The following is a 17,047-nucleotide window of genomic DNA, read 5'->3' as shown; positions in this document are numbered from 1 at the left end:
CGCGATTGTAGCCGCGATGATGATATTTTCAAAAAACGACAAAATATGCTATTAGTTATTGGATTTATTCTCCGAGATAAATAAGAGAGGGGTTAAAACCCACCCGAGTTGCATTAAACAAATTAAAATCGAGAACATTGGTCAGCGACCAACTCCGTTTTGAGGTAGGGGAGCACTAGCGTTGCATTAAGTAATTTGATTATGAATAATTCCCCTAAATTTACTTTTAATCAATATTTTTACATTATGTTTTTCTTGGTTAAACAAAAAAAGCTAAGGGGGAAAAGGCCCTACGCATTATCCTTTTTTTTGAAAATTACTATTCCTGTTCATTTGTCATTAGCGTATGATCAGTCTCGGCTCCATTGACTTCTTTGCTTTTTTTGGTGGCCTGCCATTTCGCTTGGTTCGCCCCTTCGAGGTTCGTGTTGGCTTGCGGTAGAGGGCTTTCATCAGATCTTCCCACGGCTTTTCCGCATAGATACGAATCAGTTGAAGAAGATCCCACATCGATTTTTTACAGTCCAGGGTCAACTTGACGAGCAAGCATAAAGCATAGGCGATTAAAGCGATATACATTTGGTTCCAGATGACTTCTGGCGTATATCCATGTGGTTTAACTAATCGAATATGCTGTTTGACCCACTTAAAAAACAACTCGATGTGCCAACGATTTCGGTAAATCTCAGCGATTTGGTGTGCAGACAAGTCAAAACGGTTCGTTACAAGGCGATAAGTACGCTTCTGGTCATCATAAAACTCAATTAGGCGAAAAACCCCAGGCAAGCCCGGAAGCTTCACATCAGCATCACGGATGAAACCCTTCTGTCTTTTGGGCAGTTCCCTTTCCCGGATGATCGTTAGCCGGCTATTTTCCTTGACGCGACATACAAATTTGATCTTGTCCTCTAGCCATTGTTGAAAATGCTCGTACACTTGGTAACCACGATCCATCACATAAGTCGCGTCTTTGTCGACCGTGAATTCAAGAGCCACTTCATGGTCCGCGATATCCTTGGTGGAGGCGATGATTTTACCCGGATACATGGTTTTGGAGTCCACCACGACCAAGGAGGTGTGCATCTTCGCGCCGTGATTGGTTTCTGAACAGTAGCACCATTTTGCGAGAATAGGTGGCAGAGTAACTCCCGTCGAATCTAAGAGATTTAGTTTACCAATACCCGGAGTAATTCCCTTCAAGTTCTTCGTTTGCTGCTTGATTCGTTCCATGATCGAGAAAAAGAGCGTTTGAAGATTTGCCATAGGCAGTTGCTTCATTTTTCGTGATAACTGGGCAGCACTGATACTTTCGAGTTGAAGGAATTTCTGAAAATCGCGATTGGCGGCTAAATGCTCTGCTATCACTTTATAGGAACCGCGCTGGTGCAACTGAGCCTCAATAAACAGAAGAGTCGCAGAACCGACAAACAATTTCCGGGCACGATAATCCAAAGATGTATTACGAGAAGGGTCCACATTTAATAACTTTAGACATTGACAAATGACAGTTTGATTAGGTACGTTATCCATAGTCATCTCCTTATTGTTGAGGCGTTTTTATGGATAACGCGAGGGTAACTCAACAATAGGAGATGTCTTCTTTTTTGTCTGCGAAATTTAATGCAACGCTAGTGGTAGGGGAGGTGAATAAGGGTCATTTAAGGCGCTATTTTGTCGAAATTGGCTCATTGGAACTGAATAGCGGCTGTTTAGGCTCTTATTTTTGGAAAAAAGCGGCCCAAACCCTGATTTGGGGTCTGCACAAGGTAAATAAGGTCCTTTTTGACCGCTATTATGCCCGTGGAGCCGAATCGGGCCAAAATAACGGCCCAAAAGGCCGTTATTCGGCGGGCGGCTAGAGAAACTGCGGGGATCAGACCCAGTTCGCAACGCCGCTGCTAAAATCGGCGAATAAGTCTCATAAAGGCTGGCAGCTATGTCAGGTTTGACGTAACGCTAGGGTTATCCGCTGCTTCAACTATGATTTGGAGTAAGGTACTCGGGTACATACTCATGCTCAAGCCCATAGACATCAAAATCCGTGTTAAGCCCACGGTAACCAAGGTGGCAAGCACCCTTCCATCCCGCAAAAGATGCAAATCTGCAGGAATTTAGGCCGATCCAAGAGGGGATGGCGAAATACATGCGGATATAGGCATTCTATGTTAATCAGTGCAGTGCTCAGTGTTGTCTGATGGAACGGTAGTTTTGGGAAACAATACAAGGTATATGAGGTGGAGGCCCCCATGAAAGTAGAGTTCATGATCTGGGGAATCAGCGCTTTATTTGGAGGTTTTAGTTATTTCTTGGTGGCTGCCATGCTTCTGTCCATTGGGGGAACCTTTTTTCCTTATGATCCGGTAACGTTGTATACGTCGATGATTCTATTCCTGTTGTTACTTGGGATACTTATAGCAGTCTGCTATTGGGCGAAAAAGAAAAACCCAGCCTTTTCTATCACGATTACATCCATTATCTATCTCCTTTTTCTGATAGCTACCCCTGCTTTCTTGAACGCAAGGTTCTAATCGATTGAACAAGGAAGCAAACCGAATGTGGCCAACGTTGGATCTTACGGACAAGATCTGACGTTTTTTTTATGTCTTCCCGGGAAATCGGGTTCAGAAACTGGGCGAACGTCATATGTTAATGATGAGGATGCCGGGGCTAAGTTGTCCCGTGCAGATATGGAACCCCTTAGAAGGAGGAGTCAAGATTGAGTTTTCCGAATGAGCAATCTTTTGCCCCATTTATCGGCCCATGCGATCCATGCCCTCCCATAACATGCAAAACTTACAGCACCCCGCCGCATTTGTTTATTTGCTTTCAGCCGCCTAATTGGCCCCAGTTCACTCCGCAGGAAGCTTTGAGACATGGCACGTTGTGGCCCGCATTGTACAGTCCCTATGAATCCAGATGGGGAAAAGGACGGTGATGAAATGAGTTCCACATCCAAACCGCATTGCGATCCGGAGTACTACGCGTTATTAGAGAAGCTTCAGGCACTGGATTTCGTGCTTGTCGAGCTGAACCTTTATCTCGATACCCATCCGGACGATTTGGCTGCAATCCAGCAGTTCAACCAGTTAACCCAGGAGCGGACGCATTTGGCAAATCATTTTCAGCAACTTTACGGGCCGCTGCAAAATTTTGGCCGCTCCTTTTCCAAGTATCCGTGGGAATGGTCGCAGGCCCCGTGGCCATGGCAGGTATAAAAACCTGCCGCCTGCACTTAAAGAGCTAAAGGAGGTAACTACGAAGCAATGTGGATCTATGAGAAAAAGCTTCAATATCCGGTTCGGGTCGGCAAATGCGATATCCATATGGCGAAGCTGTTAATGGAGCAGTACGGCGGCGCGGACGGTGAATTGGCGGCCGCTTTGCGTTATATGAATCAGCGGTACACGATCCCGGATAAAGTGATCGGGGTCCTTAACGACATCGCCACCGAAGAACTGGCGCATCTCGAAATGATCGCTACCATGGTCTATAAATTAACTAAAGACGCCACCGTGGAGGAACTCAAAGCCGCCGGCCTGGACAGCCATTATGTGGCCCATGACCGGGCGCTCTTCTACGAGAACGCTTCGGGAGTTCCCTTTACAGCCGCCTACATTCAGGCCAAAGGCGATCCGATCGCCGATCTGTACGAGGATATCGCGGCCGAGGAAAAAGCGCGGGCTACATACCAGTGGCTGATCGACATGACCGACGACGTCGACCTGCAGGACGGCCTGAAGTTCCTGCGCGAGCGGGAGATCGTGCACAGCTTGCGGTTCCGCGAATCCGTGGAGATTTTGAAGGATGACCGGGATAAGAAGAAGATTTTTTAGATAGAAGCTTGTTCAGAGTAGAGGAAAGGTGAGGAAAGGCAGTAAGGGACGTTCAGAGATGAGCGTTCTTTTTTTGTGTACAGGGCTTTAAGGATATTTAATTAGATTATTAATTCTCAATTCTCAATTCTCAATTCCTTCCGCTTTCCTTATACTGAAAATATCAGAAATTTCCTCAATATTTATATTATGAATAACCTCCTCTGATTTAATTCTTAAAATGTTCTTTTGAAAAGCCAAAGCTTTTCCTCTAATAACTTCACCATTATGCAAGAAGATAACAACATGTTGGTTTCCTTGCACATTCCATTCTATAAATTCCAGCAATACAGTCACCTTCTTATCATGGAATTTGAATAGGCCCCCCTTCTGTGGGGTAGTGATTACTCTTCAACTTTCACTTTACCAAACGAAGCGGTGTTTTTCTATTTTTGTCAATCCAACCATCCAATTGACTTTAAAACTAAGCTACATATACTGTTTTGAGCTAATTTTGGCTCTGCGAAAGTTGAGTTAATAACCTAAGTACGGTACTAAAGTGAGAGTACATGCAGTTGCTGGGGAAGGTACTTCTTATATTATTCTTGTCCCTCTTTGCCTAAAGTGCTAGAATGCTGTCATATGATGGTAAAATTTTGGGTTTAAAGGATAGGAGAGAGGAAGGATTGAATAGAAAACTGCTTTTTCCTGCTCTGGCATTGGTATTATGCCTCGGCTTAACCGTTCCGGCAATGGCCAGCACAGGTACGGTGAACAGCCCGACCGCTGTGAGCGCAGGCAGTGATCATAGCGGCTTAATTGATGCGAACGGTTCCCTCTGGATGTGGGGACTTAACGAAGAAGGACAATTAGGAAATGGCGGCCGTGGTAACGCTAAAACAAAAGGGGATTTCACCTATCAAACCGTTCCGATAAAAGTGTTGAATAATGTAGTTTCTGTCAGTTCTGGCGGAAAAAACACTGCTGCGATTAAGACTGACGGCTCCCTCTGGATGTGGGGGGAGAACTACTACGGGCAATTGGGCAACGGCACCACAAAGAATTCCTTAGTTCCTGTTAAGGTGATGGATAATGTCGCTGCTGTTAGTCTTGGAGGAAGTTCTGTCACTTCTGGCTATACTGCCGCTATCAAAACAGATGGTTCCCTTTGGATGTGGGGAGCTAACGACTATGGGCAGCTGGGCAACGGCACCACAAAGGATTCCTTAATCCCTGTTAAGGTGATGGACAATGTGGCTTCCGTTAGTCTCAGCGAATTCCGCCACGCTGCCGCCATCAAGACTGACGGCACTCTGTGGATGTGGGGACGTAACGGACAAGGACAGTTGGGCAACGGCACCACAAAGGATTCCCTAGTCCCTGTTAAGGTGATGGACAATGTGACCGCCATTAGCCTAGGCGCACTACACACTGCCGCCGTCAAGACTGATGGTTCCCTGTGGACATGGGGATTTAACGAAGGAGGACGTCTGGGCAACGGTCTCAAAGGCACTAAAAACATTATCGTCCCGGAAAAAGTAATGGATGGCGCAGTGTCTGTCAGCTGTGGCGGCAGCCACACCGCCGTAGTCAAGGCGGATGGCTCATTATGGATGTTCGGAAATAATGGCATGGGACAGTTGGGCATTGGCGACACCGGAAACGAGGAAATGAATATTGGGCATGGAGATTTCTACGTGCAGACCGTCCCTGTCAAATTGATGGATCATATAGCCTTCGTTAGCAGCGGCGGCAACCATACCATTGTTGTTAAAACGGATGGCTCTGTCTGGTTGTTTGGCCGCAGCAGCAATGGCAACTTGGGAACCGTGAAAGGTAACGGTGTGGATATATATAACAATGCCATGCAAACCACCCCTGTAAAGCTTTCCAGCCTGAGGGCAAGGAATTAAACTTCCTACTGCTTTTTTGGTTCTTCGCTCTATTGGGTGGGCAGCGAGCATAATGTTAGGCAATTTTGAAGGATGACCGGGTTAAGAAGAAGATTTTTTGAGGTGAAGTGCGACAAGATGGCCCCGCAAGTAAACTGCGGGGCCATTTTTCTGCTTGGGGTTTTCAGATTTTTGAGATTCAACCCGTAGTGCTGCGATAGAAACGATCCGTATTTAATATAGCTCATCTGCTGACGGGGCTCATGCATCACTGCTCCGTCTGCGGAGTGACCGCTTGATGCAGGGCGATGTCCAACTCTTGCGTATATGCTTCGCGCTGTTCCGGGGTCCAGCCGAAGGCGGAGGCCATAAATTCGATCACAGGCTGCTTCCATTCGCGTACCCACCGGATGTTGAAGAACAGCGCGCCCGTACGGCGAATGAAGAAGTCCACCGGTTTGACGGTCATTTCTTCATCGATGGCATAGAGGAGCGGGACGAGCACTTCCGGCGGCAGTCCGCTTTGTTCCGCGCCTTCCCGCCGGCGCTCCGCCAGTTCGAAGATCCGGTCGACGTTGGAGCCGTACAGACGCGCCCAGTGTTCGGCAAGCGCGGCATCCAAACCGCGGCGAACGCCTTCCTCGCTTTTTTGCCGGACAAACTGCGGAAAAGCGTCGGAGCCGCCTACATGGCCGCCGGAGATCGGCAGGTGTTTCGTCTTCGCAGCCACGAACGCCAATCCTTCCTCCCGGCTTAATAGCCGCATGACCAGATCGACGATCGTTTCGGCCATTTTGCGGTAGCCGGTAAGCTTGCCGCCGGCGATCGTAATCAATCCGGACGGAGATTGCCAGATTTCATCCCGGCGGGAGATTTCGGAGGCGCTTTTCCCCTCCTCGTAAATGAGCGGCCGCACGCCGGCCCAACTGGATTCGATGTCCGCCTCGGCAAGCTGAACCGCCGGAAACATGTAGCGAATCGCCGCCATAATATAATCGCGGTCTTCCTTCGTCATGACAGGATGAATCGGATCGGCTTTGTAAAACGTATCCGTCGTGCCTACGTACGTCTTGCCGCCGCGCGGGATGGCGAAGACCATCCGCCCGTCCGGCGTATCGAAGTAAATGGCCTGCTTCAACGGAAACTTTGATTGATCGATGACCAAATGGACCCCTTTGGACAATTGAAGGTGCTTCCCGGTCTTGGACCCGTCTTTGTCGCGAAGCTCATCGACCCAGGGCCCCGAGGCGTTGATGATTTTCTTCGCCCGGAATTCGTACGCCGAGCCGTCCAATTGATCCACCACGCGAACGCCGGCAACCTTGTTGTTTTCATATAAAAAAGATTCGACCTTCATATAATTTATAGCCTTAGCGCCATAGCGAACGGCTTCTTTCATAACTTCAATCGTCAAACGGGCGTCGTCCGTCCGGTATTCCACATAATAACCGCCGCCCACGAGCCCCTCCTGTTTCAGCAGCGGCTCGCGGGCCAGCGTCTCCTGCCGCGGCAGCATCCGGCGCCGTTCGCCGCGCTTGACCCCGGCCAGGAAGTCGTAGACGCGCAGGCCGATGCCCGTGCTGAATTTGCCGAATGTGCCGCCGCGATAGAGGGGCAGCAGCATCCATTCCGGCGTTGTCACATGCGGGCCGTTCTCGTAAACGATGGCGCGTTCTTTACCGACTTCCGACACCGTTTTGACATCAAACTGCTTCAGGTAGCGAAGGCCGCCATGCACCAGCTTGGTCGAGCGGCTGGAGGTGCCGGCGGCAAAATCCTGCATCTCGAACAGCGCCGTGTTCAGCCCCCTCGTCGCCGCATCCAAGGCGATGCCGGCCCCGGTAATCCCTCCGCCGATCACAATAAGATCCAGCGGTTGCTGCTTCATGGCTTCCACTATCGCTTTGCGGTTTGTCGCGGAAAATGTCACTGTCATTCCAATAACCTCCCTCGTCATAAAGACGGCGTAATAGTGCGGTTTCAACAACCTCTGACCGTAATGAACAAAAAAACCGCAATGACACCTCAGCCCAGGGCTAAAGTGTAATTGCGGTTTCAAGCTTCTCCAACCGAATTTAAATATTAACTTATTAATAGTACGTGTTCAAAAAGTTCAGGTTTTCAGGACCGAGAAGGTTGGATGAAGCCAGGGACCGAGTAGCGGAGCGTAGACAGATCTACGTGAGCAACGGAGGGCCCGGCTGAATTCAAGATTCGACGTCGAATCCACTTCACGAGCTCTGCTTCGTCCTGGAAAGATGACTTTTTGAACAACCTCTAAAAATTGTAGCATATTTCCGGCCTTATTTGAATACCATGGTCGCCTTAATCGCTTTGGCCCAGCCGGCGTACAATTCACCGCGCCGCGCTTCCGGCATCGTCGGCGTAAAGACGCGGTCGATGCTCCACTGCGCCGCAATCTCATCCCGGCTCTCCCAATATCCGACGGCCAGGCCGGCCAGATAAGCGGCGCCGAGCGCTGTCGTCTCATAGACTTGCGGACATTCCACCGGTACGCCGAGCATATCGCTCTGAAACTGCATCAGGAAATTGTTCTGCACCGCTCCACCGTCCACGCGTAGTTTGGTAAGCTCTATTGAAGAGTCGGCCTCCATGGCGCTGAGCACGTCTTTGGACTGGTAAGCGAGCGATTCCAGGGTGGCGCGGATAAAATGCTCTTTGGAAGTGCCGCGCGTCAAGCCGAAGATGGCTCCTTTCACTTCGCTGTCCCAATAGGGAGTCCCCAGTCCGACGAACGCGGGAACGACATACACGCCGTCGGTCGTATCCACTTTGCTTGCGTACTGCTCGCTGTCCTTCGACTCCTTGAGCATGCGCAGGCCGTCGCGGAGCCATTGGATGGCGGAGCCCGCCACGAATACGCTGCCCTCGAGCGCATATTCCACTTTGCCGTCGATGCCCCAGGCGATCGTCGTCAGCAGGCCATGCGAAGATTGAACGGGCTGTTCGCCGGTGTTCATCAGCATGAAGCACCCGGTGCCGTAGGTGTTCTTGGCCATGCCTTCTTTGAAGCAAGCCTGCCCGAACAGGGCGGCCTGCTGGTCCCCTGCAGCGCCGGCAATTGGGATTTCCTCGCCGAAGAAATGATAGTTGACCGTCTTGCCGTAAATTTCTGAAGAGGAGCGCACTTCGGGGAGCATCTGCTTCGGGATCGTCAACAGCTCCAGCAGTTCATCGTCCCATTTCAATTCATGAATGTTGTACATGAGCGTGCGCGAAGCGTTGCTGTAGTCGGTAACGTGCACTTCGCCTCCGGTCAGCTTCCAGATCAGCCACGTATCGATCGTGCCGAACAGCAGCTCGCCGTTCTCCGCTTTTTCCCGGGCACCCGGGACATGATCGAGAATCCATTTGACCTTCGTACCCGAAAAATAAGAGTCGATCAGCAGCCCCGTTTTGGAGCGGAACAGTTCGCCGTGGCCGGCGGCTTGTAATTCGTCGCAGATCGCTTTCGTCTGTCTGGATTGCCATACGATCGCGTTGTAGACCGGGCGGCCGGATTCCTTATCCCATACGACCGCCGTCTCGCGTTGGTTCGTAATGCCGATGCCGGCGATTTGGCTCGGCTTCACGCCGGACTCGATCAGGCAAGTCGCGATGACGGCGAGCACCGTTCCCCAGATTTCCAGAGCATTATGCTCTACCCAACCCGGTTCGGGAAAAATTTGCGTGAACTCTTTCTGCGCGACGTGGACGATTTGGCCCGCTTTGTTGAATAAAATGGCTCTCGAGCTCGTTGTGCCTTGATCCAGCGACAAAATGTATTTTTCCATGTGAATTTCCTCCATATTATAGAATTAAGTATGATCAATCATATGATTGCGCTTACAATGATACGCTGTGTTTGACGCTTTTGCCGGAGAAAATAAGCGCGATACCGAAGATGATGACCGCTATACCCGCCACGACCCAAATGGCCGGGTCCGATTGGCCCAGGAATACGTTCTTGTAAAATAGCGCCCCCAGCGACCCGCCCAGCAGCGGCCCTACGACCGGGATCCAGGCGTACCTCCAGTTGGAGCCGCCTTTGCCCGCGATCGGCAGCAGCGCATGCGCGATTCTCGGTCCCAAGTCGCGCGCCGGATTGATCGCATATCCGGTCGTTCCGCCTAGCGACAAGCCAATGCTGACGATCAGAAAGCCGACGATCAGCGGGTTTAGCCCATCCGTAAACTTGTTGGCGCCGATGGCCAAAATCCCGAGCACCAGAATGAACGTCCCGATCATTTCGCTCATCAAGTTGGAGAAAGGATGGAACACGGCCGGACCAGTGGCGAATACACCCAACTTGGTGGCCGGATCTTCCGTCGCCTTCCAATGCGGCAAATAATGCAGGTACACAATGACGGCCCCGAGGATGGCCCCGAGCATTTGCGCCGCGATGTACGAGGGGACGTCGGCCCAGGGGAAATTCCCAATCAGCGCCAGCCCCAGGGTCAGCGCCGGATTGAGATGGGCGCCGCTGATCGAACCTACCGCATAGGCGCCCATCGCGACCGCCAGCCCCCAACCCAACGTGATGACGATCCAGCCCGAATTCGCCGCAAAAGATTTTTTAAGTGATACGCCTGCACATACGCCTCCGCCCAGTGCAATCAGTATCATGGTTCCAATCAACTCTCCCCAAAACGCTGACATGAAAACCCCTCCCCATGATTATCCATGTTCGGAGAACACAAAAAGACCTACATCAAGTATGCGCTCAAACCACCCATGCCGGGGTGGGGCACCTTCCATGTAGATCTCCGAGTCTCCATAACATTATTAACTTGAATCAAATTTTATTTAAATTTGTAAACGTTGTCAATCACTTTTTTTCAAATTCTCGCCACAAATTCTTGTTCGAAGTGGTCACCGCTTCGGCGCCCGCTTGCAGAGCCAGTTCTACATCAGTTTTTGAAGAGATGAATCCGCCCGCCAGAATCGGCAGGTTCGTTCGGTCTTTCACCTTGCGGATCACGCTCGGCATGCCGCCGGGCAAAACTTCGATGACATCCGGCTGCGTGCTCTCCAGCAGCTTGCAGCTTTTCTCCAAGGCGCTGTTGTCAATCAAAAAGATGCGCTGCACGGCGACGACACCTTTTTGCTTTGCCTTTTGAATGACGCTGGACTTGGTGGATAATATCCCGTAAGGCCGGTACTCCTGGCAAAGATACTCGGTCGCGTATCCGTCGCTCTGCAGGCCTTGAATCAGATCCATGTGCAAAAACAGCTTTTTGTTCGCTTGATGCACCATGCCGCAGGCGTGTTTGAGCTGGGCGATATGGACATCGAGCAGCACGAGATACTCATACGAGGAGGCCACGGCCTTCTCCAAATCTTTCATCTGCCGCGACGCAGGCAATATTCGCTGTTCATAGAAATTCATATCTCAGGCCCCTTTGGTCAGACGTGTACATTCCATGATAAGTGTGATTTTAATCCTAGGCAAGCACATGGAGCGATTTTAAAATCGCCCGTTCCGAATCCGAGTAAATCCGAATGCCGATTTTGAACGCGCTTCCGAGAACTGCAACATTTCCGATCGAATCGCTTCGAGGCAAGCGATGGAAGGATAATAGCGGCCTTTTGGGCAGTTATTTCGGCCTAATCCGGCTCCGAAGGCAAAATAGCGGTCAAAAAAGGCCTTATTTCTCTGGCATGAGCTCAGAAATCTGGTTTTTGCCCGACTTTCTCTAAAATAAGGCCCCAAATGACCTCTATTTCGCACCGAAGAGCCAAATTCGACAAAATAGCGCCTAAAATGGCCCTTATTTACCCACCCGTCTGGCTCAAAGGGAGGCTGTTACAGCCGCTAGTCCCCTCTGGTTAATGCAACGATCGTGGGTTTTGCCCGCTTTTCCCTAAAATAAGGGCTTCTATATCCGAACAAATCTGTCACAGAATTTTCCAAAAAACCGACTTTCATCTGTTTCACCTTCCAATATTTGTGTTATTGGAGAAGTATGTCTCGTGCGTGGGACATATTTTAGTTTCTTTAATTCCTGGAGGGTGAGTATATAATTTCCTCCAAGGTCAAACCTTTTCATATGTTGGAACAAGGAAGGAGGATTTGGAATGGAACACCCATCTATTCCGCAGCCGAAAACGAAAGGTATTCTTGGAAATCTCCCCGATATCGATTCAGATCGGCCGGTGCAGTCCTTCATGAAGCTCGCCAAGGAATACGGCCCCATCTTCCGCCTGGATCTTCCGGGAGGTCAGCAAACCATCATCTCGGGGCATCGTTATGTCGAGGAGGCCTGTGACCAGTCCAAGTTTGACAAAAACGTGTGGAGTCCGCTGCAGAGGGTAAGAGCGTTCGCGGGAGACGGATTGTTTACGAGCTGGACGTATGAACCGAACTGGAAAAAAGCGCATCATATTCTGCTCCCCAGCTTCAGTCAGAGAGCCATGCAGGGATACCATGGAATGATGGTGGACATTGCGCTTCAGCTTACGCAGAAATGGGCCCGGCTAAATCCGGGGGAGTCCGTCAATGTCCCGGATGATATGACCCGGCTAACGCTGGACACGATCGGTTTATGCGGTTTCAATTACCGCTTTAACAGCTTTTACCGGGAGCACCCGCACCCTTTCGTGCTTAGCATGACAAGAGCTTTGGATGAGGCGATGAACCAGGGGCAGCGGCTGGGTATTCAGAACAAACTCATGCTGGTGACCAAACGTCAGTTTAATCATGACATTCAGTCGATGTTCTCGACGGTGGACCAAATTATCGCCGAGCGGCGTGCCGGCAAAACCGAAGGCAAGGACGATTTGCTTGCGCACATGCTGACCAGCAAAGATCCCGAAACGGGCGAGGCGCTGGATGACGAGAATATTCGCTACCAGATCATCACCTTCCTCATAGCGGGTCACGAGACGACCAGCGGTTTGCTGTCCTTCGCTTTTTATTTCCTGCTTAAACATCCGGACAAGTTGAAAAAAGCCCAGGAGGAAGTGGATCGCATCCTGACGGATCCCGTGCCGAGCTATAAACAGGTCAGGGATTTGAAGTACATTCGCATGATTTTGAATGAAAGCCTGCGATTATGGCCGACCGCTCCGGCTTTCTCTTTATACGCGAAAGAAGACACCCTCCTCGGCGGCAAGTATCCGATCCGCCAAAACGAAGCGGTAACGGTTCTGATTCCGATCCTTCACCGGGACAAGGAAGTCTGGGGGGAGGAAGTCGAAGAATTCCGGCCCGAGCGCTTCGAAGACGAAGCCAAGATCCCGCATCACGCGTTCAAGCCTTTCGGGAACGGGCAGCGGGCCTGCATCGGCCAGCAGTTCGCCCTGCACGAAGCGACGTTGGTGCTTGGCATGCTGCTGAAGCATTTTGAACCGGTGGATCATACCCAATACAAGCTGAAGGTAAAAGAAACACTGACGCTCAAGCCGGATCAGTTTACGATGCAGGTCAAAATCAGACGACAGCCGATGATCGGGATCGCGAATCCCGAGGAAACCGCTGCGGAGAGCAGCCGGGAGTCGGCGTTTATTCAGCCCGATTCGGATCTGAAAGGACACGATACGCCGCTTCTGGTGCTGTACGGCTCCAACTTGGGCACCGCCGAGGGGATCGCGCGGGAGCTGGCGGATAACGGCAGACTGCTGGGATTCAGAAGCGAGGCCGCAAGTATGGATTCCTTCGTGGGCAAGCTTCCCGCGGACGGGGCCGTTCTCATCGTCAGCGCCTCTTACAACGGGAACCCGCCCGATAACGGCAGACAATTTGTGGAGTGGTTATCCGGAGAAGAGGCCGGCAAATTGAAGGGAGTCCGGTATGCCGTTTTCGGCTGCGGGGACCATAACTGGGCCAGCACGTACCAAAAAGTCCCCGTCTTTATCGACGAGCGTCTCCGGGAGCTGGGCGCCGAGCGCTTGCTAGAGCGGGGAGAAGGGGACGCCAGCGGTGACTTCGAGCTTCAATATGAAGCTTGGAGGGATAAGCTATGGGCCGGGATCATGGACGCTTTCGGGCTGAAGTACAAGGGAATCGAGAAACAGGAAAGCACGCTCTCGCTTCGTTTCGTCAGCGGTATGGTCGGTACGCCGCTAGCCGAGACCTATGACGCTTTTCATGCGGAAATTGTGGAAAACCGGGAGCTGCAGAGTCCGGAAAGCGACAGAAGCACCCGTCATATTGAGATAGCCCTCCCCGAAGGGGCGGAATATCGGGAAGGCGACCATCTCGGCGTGCTGCCGCGGAATCCCCGCTCTTTGATCGAACGGGTGATCCGGCGGTTTCAATTGCGACCGGACGACCACTTGCTTCTGGAAGGCGGCGGACGCAGCGCGGCTCATCTGCCGCTCGGCAAGCCGGTCGGTCTGATGGAACTGCTCGGAAACAGCGTCGAGCTGCAGGAGACGGCCAGCCGGGCCCAACTGCGGGAAATGGCGGCATTTACGACCTGTCCTCCTCACAAAAAAGAACTGGAAGCGATGCTTGAGGAAGGAACCTATCAGAACGAGATTATGAAAAAGCGGGTGACGATGCTGGAGCTGCTCGAACGCTACCCGGCTTGCGAAATGCCGTTCGATCGTTTCCTTGAACTGCTGCCGCCATTAAAGCCGAGGTATTACTCCATATCAAGCTCGCCCAAAAAGTCGCGGAACCGGGTCAGCATCACGGTCGCGGTCGTTGCCGGTCCGGCGCGAAGCGGACACGGGGAATACCGCGGGATCGCTTCGAACTATTTGCGGGAGCTTGGGAAAGGAGAGGCGGTGGCCGTATTTATCAGACGGCCAGGCTCGGGATTCGAGTTGCCGGAACATTCCGAAACGGCGATGATCATGATCGGTCCGGGCACCGGGTTGGCCCCGTTCCGCGGGTTTCTTCAGGCGCGCGCGGCGCAGCGTGAGGAAGGCAGAACGCTCGGGGAAGCTCATTTGTATTTTGGCTGCAGAAGGCCCAATGAGGATTTTCTCTACAAAGAGGAGCTGGAAGCCTTCGAGGCGGAGGGCATCGTCAAGCTGCATACCGCTTTCTCACGGGTGGACGAGTCATGCAAGGTGTATGTTCAAGATAGGCTGAAGGAGGACAAAGAGCGTTTAATCGGCCTGCTGGATCAAGGGGCTCGCCTATATGTATGCGGCGACGGTACGCGGATGGCGCCCGATGTGGAGGCTACCCTCCGGGACGCTTATCAAGAAGTCCATCAATGTGATGAAGCGACGGCGGTCCGTTGGCTAGACGGCTTGCTGAGTACCGGCCAATATGCCAAGGACGTGTGGACCGGCATTTAAAGTACGGCATGCCACCGCCTACGTGCTTTCAACAGTATTGGAAGTGGAATAAACGTGAGAAGGACGCAACCCAAGCGAAGGCACGGGGGCGTCCTTTTTATTTGAGGCTTTAGCCAGTTGAGCTCGCGAAGCGTGCGAAACAACAAACCACCTGATGGGGTCGTTATCATAGGAATGTTCAAGCTACGATGTATAACGAAAGGAAAAGGTTGCCTAATGGCTAATCGAAGTGATATGTCACATCCAAAGAGGCGCCTAGTGTGCTTCCGAGCTTCGAAGCATCAAACTCCAAAAAGATGCAAATCTGCAGGTATTTAAGCCGATTCCCGAGGGAATGCGAAAAAAGATGCAAATCTGCAGGCATTTCCAGCGATTTTAGAAAAACGAGCCGGCTTCGTCGAAAATTCCTGCAGATTTGCAGGTATTTAGAAATTTTGAGTTTAAACAGGAAAAAAGCATGCAGATATGCAGGAATTTTATGTTATCAAGGTTGTTTGACGGGGGACTAGTAGTGAAAGCTAGCGCCTTTAGATGCGAGCCGGTAATTAAGGCTTATAGCCTTTGAGCAAACCACCCGTTCACACGGGTGGTTTTGTTTGGAATCAACTGGAAGGATAATACAATTCGTTCGTTGAATAAGAATTACGATACCTAAATTAGAGGAGGGGAAATATGCAAACAGTGATTCCTGCATTTCGTATAACGGACTATGAAAAAAGTAAGGCCTTCTACGTGGAGGGAATGGGTTTTCAAATCGACTGGGAACATCGGTATGAACCACATTTTCCCGTTTTTGTTCAGATCTCCAGGGATGAAATGACCATTTATTTGACGGAACATACCGGAGACTGCCAAGTTGGTGGATTAATTCATTTTTTTGTTCCGGATGTGGATAGCTGGTACGAGGAATTAAAGAGCAAAAAGGATATCCGCATCACTGAGCCACCAAATGAGAATCTGGAAGGGCTTCGCATGATGAAAGTCGTGGATCCGGATGGCAATCAATTACGTATTTGCACCCTTGTTTAAAAGAAACGAGGCGTAAACTGATAAAGTACCAACCACCAACCTGTCGATAAGACAGGTTTTTTTGCATATTCGGATGATTTACGGAGATTATCCCAGATAGTACCCGATGGGGTACTATCATCTGTCCCCTGGCCTTGCTATGATTACGTTGTGCACGGGATCTTCAATTCAGCGGGAGGTGAAAAGGATTTTAAAAAGGTTGCAGCCGCTCTTGGCACAGCCGTTCGCATTACGGAAGGTCCCAGGTGCCGGGTGGATCAACGTATCTTTTTATCATGAAAAATAGGGGAGTTAAGATGGCTGAAATACATGGCTTGGAAATCGAATTCGATCAGAACGGAGAACAGCAAACCATTTGGCCGACGCTAATCAAGGGCAACGCGGAATTAATTCTTATCGATTGCGGTTATCCCGGGTTTTTGCCTCGCTTGGAAGCTGCTGCGGCAAGATCGGGGTTCAGCCTGGATGCGATAACCAAATTACTGTTGACACATCATGATATGGACCATATGGGTTCCGCCGCGGCGCTGAAACGGACATATCCGCGCGTGGAGATTATGGCGTACGGGCCGGAAATCCCTTATATAACCGGAGGCCGGAAAGCGTTACGGATCGAGCAGGCGGAAGCTTCTTTGTCTCAAATCCCCGCGGAGGAGAAACAAGCGGTCGAACAGTTTATCGGCTTCTTGAAAACGATCGAGCCGGTTGAAGTGACCCGGCCGTTGCTTGAAGGAGAGCTTCTGCCTTGGTGCGGAGGGATCGAGGTTGTTCCGACACCGGGGCATACCGCCGGGCATATCTCCTTCTACTTACCGGCCAGCCAAACGCTGATCGCCGGAGACGCGGTCGCCATAACCGAAGACGGGAAACTCGGCTTAGCCAACCCGCAGTATGCGGAGGATTTGGAGGAAGCGGTCAAGTCCATTCACAGATTGCTGAACTACCGTATTTCGCAACTGATTTGTTATCATGGCGGAATCTATCAAGGCGATGCGGAAGCCGCGCTTCGGCAGTTGTTGCGGGAGTATGATTAATCAAAAAGAGAGATGAAAGAAGCCC

Annotated in this window: 15 protein-coding genes; 9 read left to right on the top strand and 6 right to left on the bottom strand. The window is 51.0% G+C overall.

Going from position 1 to position 17,047, the window contains the following annotated elements:
* Positions 1-339 precede the first annotated feature (339 nt).
* Complete coding sequence (locus tag FRY98_RS04725) at positions 340-1,530, bottom strand: IS4 family transposase (RefSeq protein ID WP_170287016.1); 1,191 nt, start codon at positions 1,528-1,530, stop codon at positions 340-342.
* 74 nt (positions 1,531-1,604) lie between these two features.
* Here FRY98_RS04725 and FRY98_RS04720 point away from each other — a divergent pair, with 74 nt between their 5' ends.
* The 5 genes from FRY98_RS04720 to FRY98_RS04700 all read left to right on the top strand — a co-directional run bounded on the left by FRY98_RS04720 (position 1,605) and on the right by FRY98_RS04700 (position 3,833).
* Positions 1,605-1,859, top strand: coding sequence for a hypothetical protein (locus FRY98_RS04720; protein ID WP_148450565.1), 255 nt, complete (start codon positions 1,605-1,607; stop codon positions 1,857-1,859).
* A 387-nt stretch (positions 1,860-2,246) separates the two neighbouring features.
* Positions 2,247-2,528 carry a hypothetical protein gene (locus FRY98_RS04715; RefSeq protein ID WP_148450564.1) on the top strand — a complete coding sequence of 94 codons (282 nt, stop codon included), beginning with the start codon at positions 2,247-2,249 and terminating at the stop codon, positions 2,526-2,528.
* A gap of 188 nt (positions 2,529-2,716) precedes the next feature.
* Entirely contained in the window at positions 2,717-2,935 is a 219-nt protein-coding gene (locus FRY98_RS04710) for a spore coat associated protein CotJA (protein ID WP_148450563.1), read from the top strand.
* A gap of 4 nt (positions 2,936-2,939) precedes the next feature.
* Positions 2,940-3,215 carry a spore coat protein CotJB gene (locus FRY98_RS04705; protein WP_148450562.1) on the top strand — a complete coding sequence of 92 codons (276 nt, stop codon included), beginning with the start codon at positions 2,940-2,942 and terminating at the stop codon, positions 3,213-3,215.
* A gap of 48 nt (positions 3,216-3,263) precedes the next feature.
* Positions 3,264-3,833, top strand: a complete 570-nt coding sequence (locus FRY98_RS04700; protein ID WP_148450561.1) for a manganese catalase family protein — start codon at positions 3,264-3,266, stop codon at positions 3,831-3,833.
* 123 nt (positions 3,834-3,956) lie between these two features.
* Here the strand turns inward: FRY98_RS04700 and FRY98_RS04695 are convergent, their stop codons facing one another.
* Positions 3,957-4,160 (bottom strand): hypothetical protein, encoded by a 204-nt coding sequence (locus FRY98_RS04695; RefSeq protein ID WP_148450560.1) that lies wholly within the window; start codon positions 4,158-4,160, stop codon positions 3,957-3,959.
* Between the two features lie 338 nt (positions 4,161-4,498).
* Here FRY98_RS04695 and FRY98_RS04690 point away from each other — a divergent pair, with 338 nt between their 5' ends.
* A complete protein-coding gene (locus FRY98_RS04690) occupies positions 4,499-5,725 on the top strand; it encodes an RCC1 domain-containing protein (protein ID WP_170287027.1) in 1,227 nt (408 codons plus the stop codon).
* Positions 5,726-5,972: 247 nt separating this feature from the next.
* Here the strand turns inward: FRY98_RS04690 and FRY98_RS04685 are convergent, their stop codons facing one another.
* From FRY98_RS04685 to FRY98_RS04670, 4 genes are all read right to left on the bottom strand, one after another.
* On the bottom strand, positions 5,973-7,634 hold the full coding sequence (locus tag FRY98_RS04685; protein WP_148451185.1) for a glycerol-3-phosphate dehydrogenase/oxidase: 1,662 nt from the start codon (positions 7,632-7,634) through the stop codon (positions 5,973-5,975).
* 373 nt (positions 7,635-8,007) lie between these two features.
* On the bottom strand, positions 8,008-9,498 hold the full coding sequence (glpK, locus tag FRY98_RS04680) for a glycerol kinase GlpK (RefSeq protein WP_148450558.1): 1,491 nt from the start codon (positions 9,496-9,498) through the stop codon (positions 8,008-8,010).
* A 52-nt stretch (positions 9,499-9,550) separates the two neighbouring features.
* Entirely contained in the window at positions 9,551-10,363 is an 813-nt protein-coding gene (locus tag FRY98_RS04675) for an MIP/aquaporin family protein (protein WP_148450557.1), read from the bottom strand.
* 169 nt (positions 10,364-10,532) lie between these two features.
* The gene (locus FRY98_RS04670) at positions 10,533-11,093 is read right to left on the bottom strand and encodes a glycerol-3-phosphate responsive antiterminator (protein ID WP_148450556.1); all 561 of its coding nucleotides are present in this window, start codon (positions 11,091-11,093) and stop codon (positions 10,533-10,535) included.
* A 689-nt stretch (positions 11,094-11,782) separates the two neighbouring features.
* Here FRY98_RS04670 and FRY98_RS04665 point away from each other — a divergent pair.
* From FRY98_RS04665 to FRY98_RS04655, 3 genes are all read left to right on the top strand, one after another.
* Positions 11,783-14,959 carry a bifunctional cytochrome P450/NADPH--P450 reductase gene (locus FRY98_RS04665; RefSeq protein ID WP_148450555.1) on the top strand — a complete coding sequence of 1,059 codons (3,177 nt, stop codon included), beginning with the start codon at positions 11,783-11,785 and terminating at the stop codon, positions 14,957-14,959.
* Positions 14,960-15,631: 672 nt separating this feature from the next.
* Entirely contained in the window at positions 15,632-15,988 is a 357-nt protein-coding gene (locus FRY98_RS04660; RefSeq protein WP_148450554.1) for a glyoxalase superfamily protein, read from the top strand.
* Positions 15,989-16,284: 296 nt separating this feature from the next.
* The gene (locus FRY98_RS04655) at positions 16,285-17,022 is read left to right on the top strand and encodes an MBL fold metallo-hydrolase (protein ID WP_148450553.1); all 738 of its coding nucleotides are present in this window, start codon (positions 16,285-16,287) and stop codon (positions 17,020-17,022) included.
* Positions 17,023-17,047: the final 25 nt, after the last annotated feature.

The organism is Paenibacillus faecis, from assembly GCF_008084145.1.
GTDB classification, from domain to species: Bacteria; Bacillota; Bacilli; order Paenibacillales; family Paenibacillaceae; genus Fontibacillus; species Fontibacillus faecis.
This window is presented reverse-complemented; position numbering and strand designations above follow the sequence as displayed.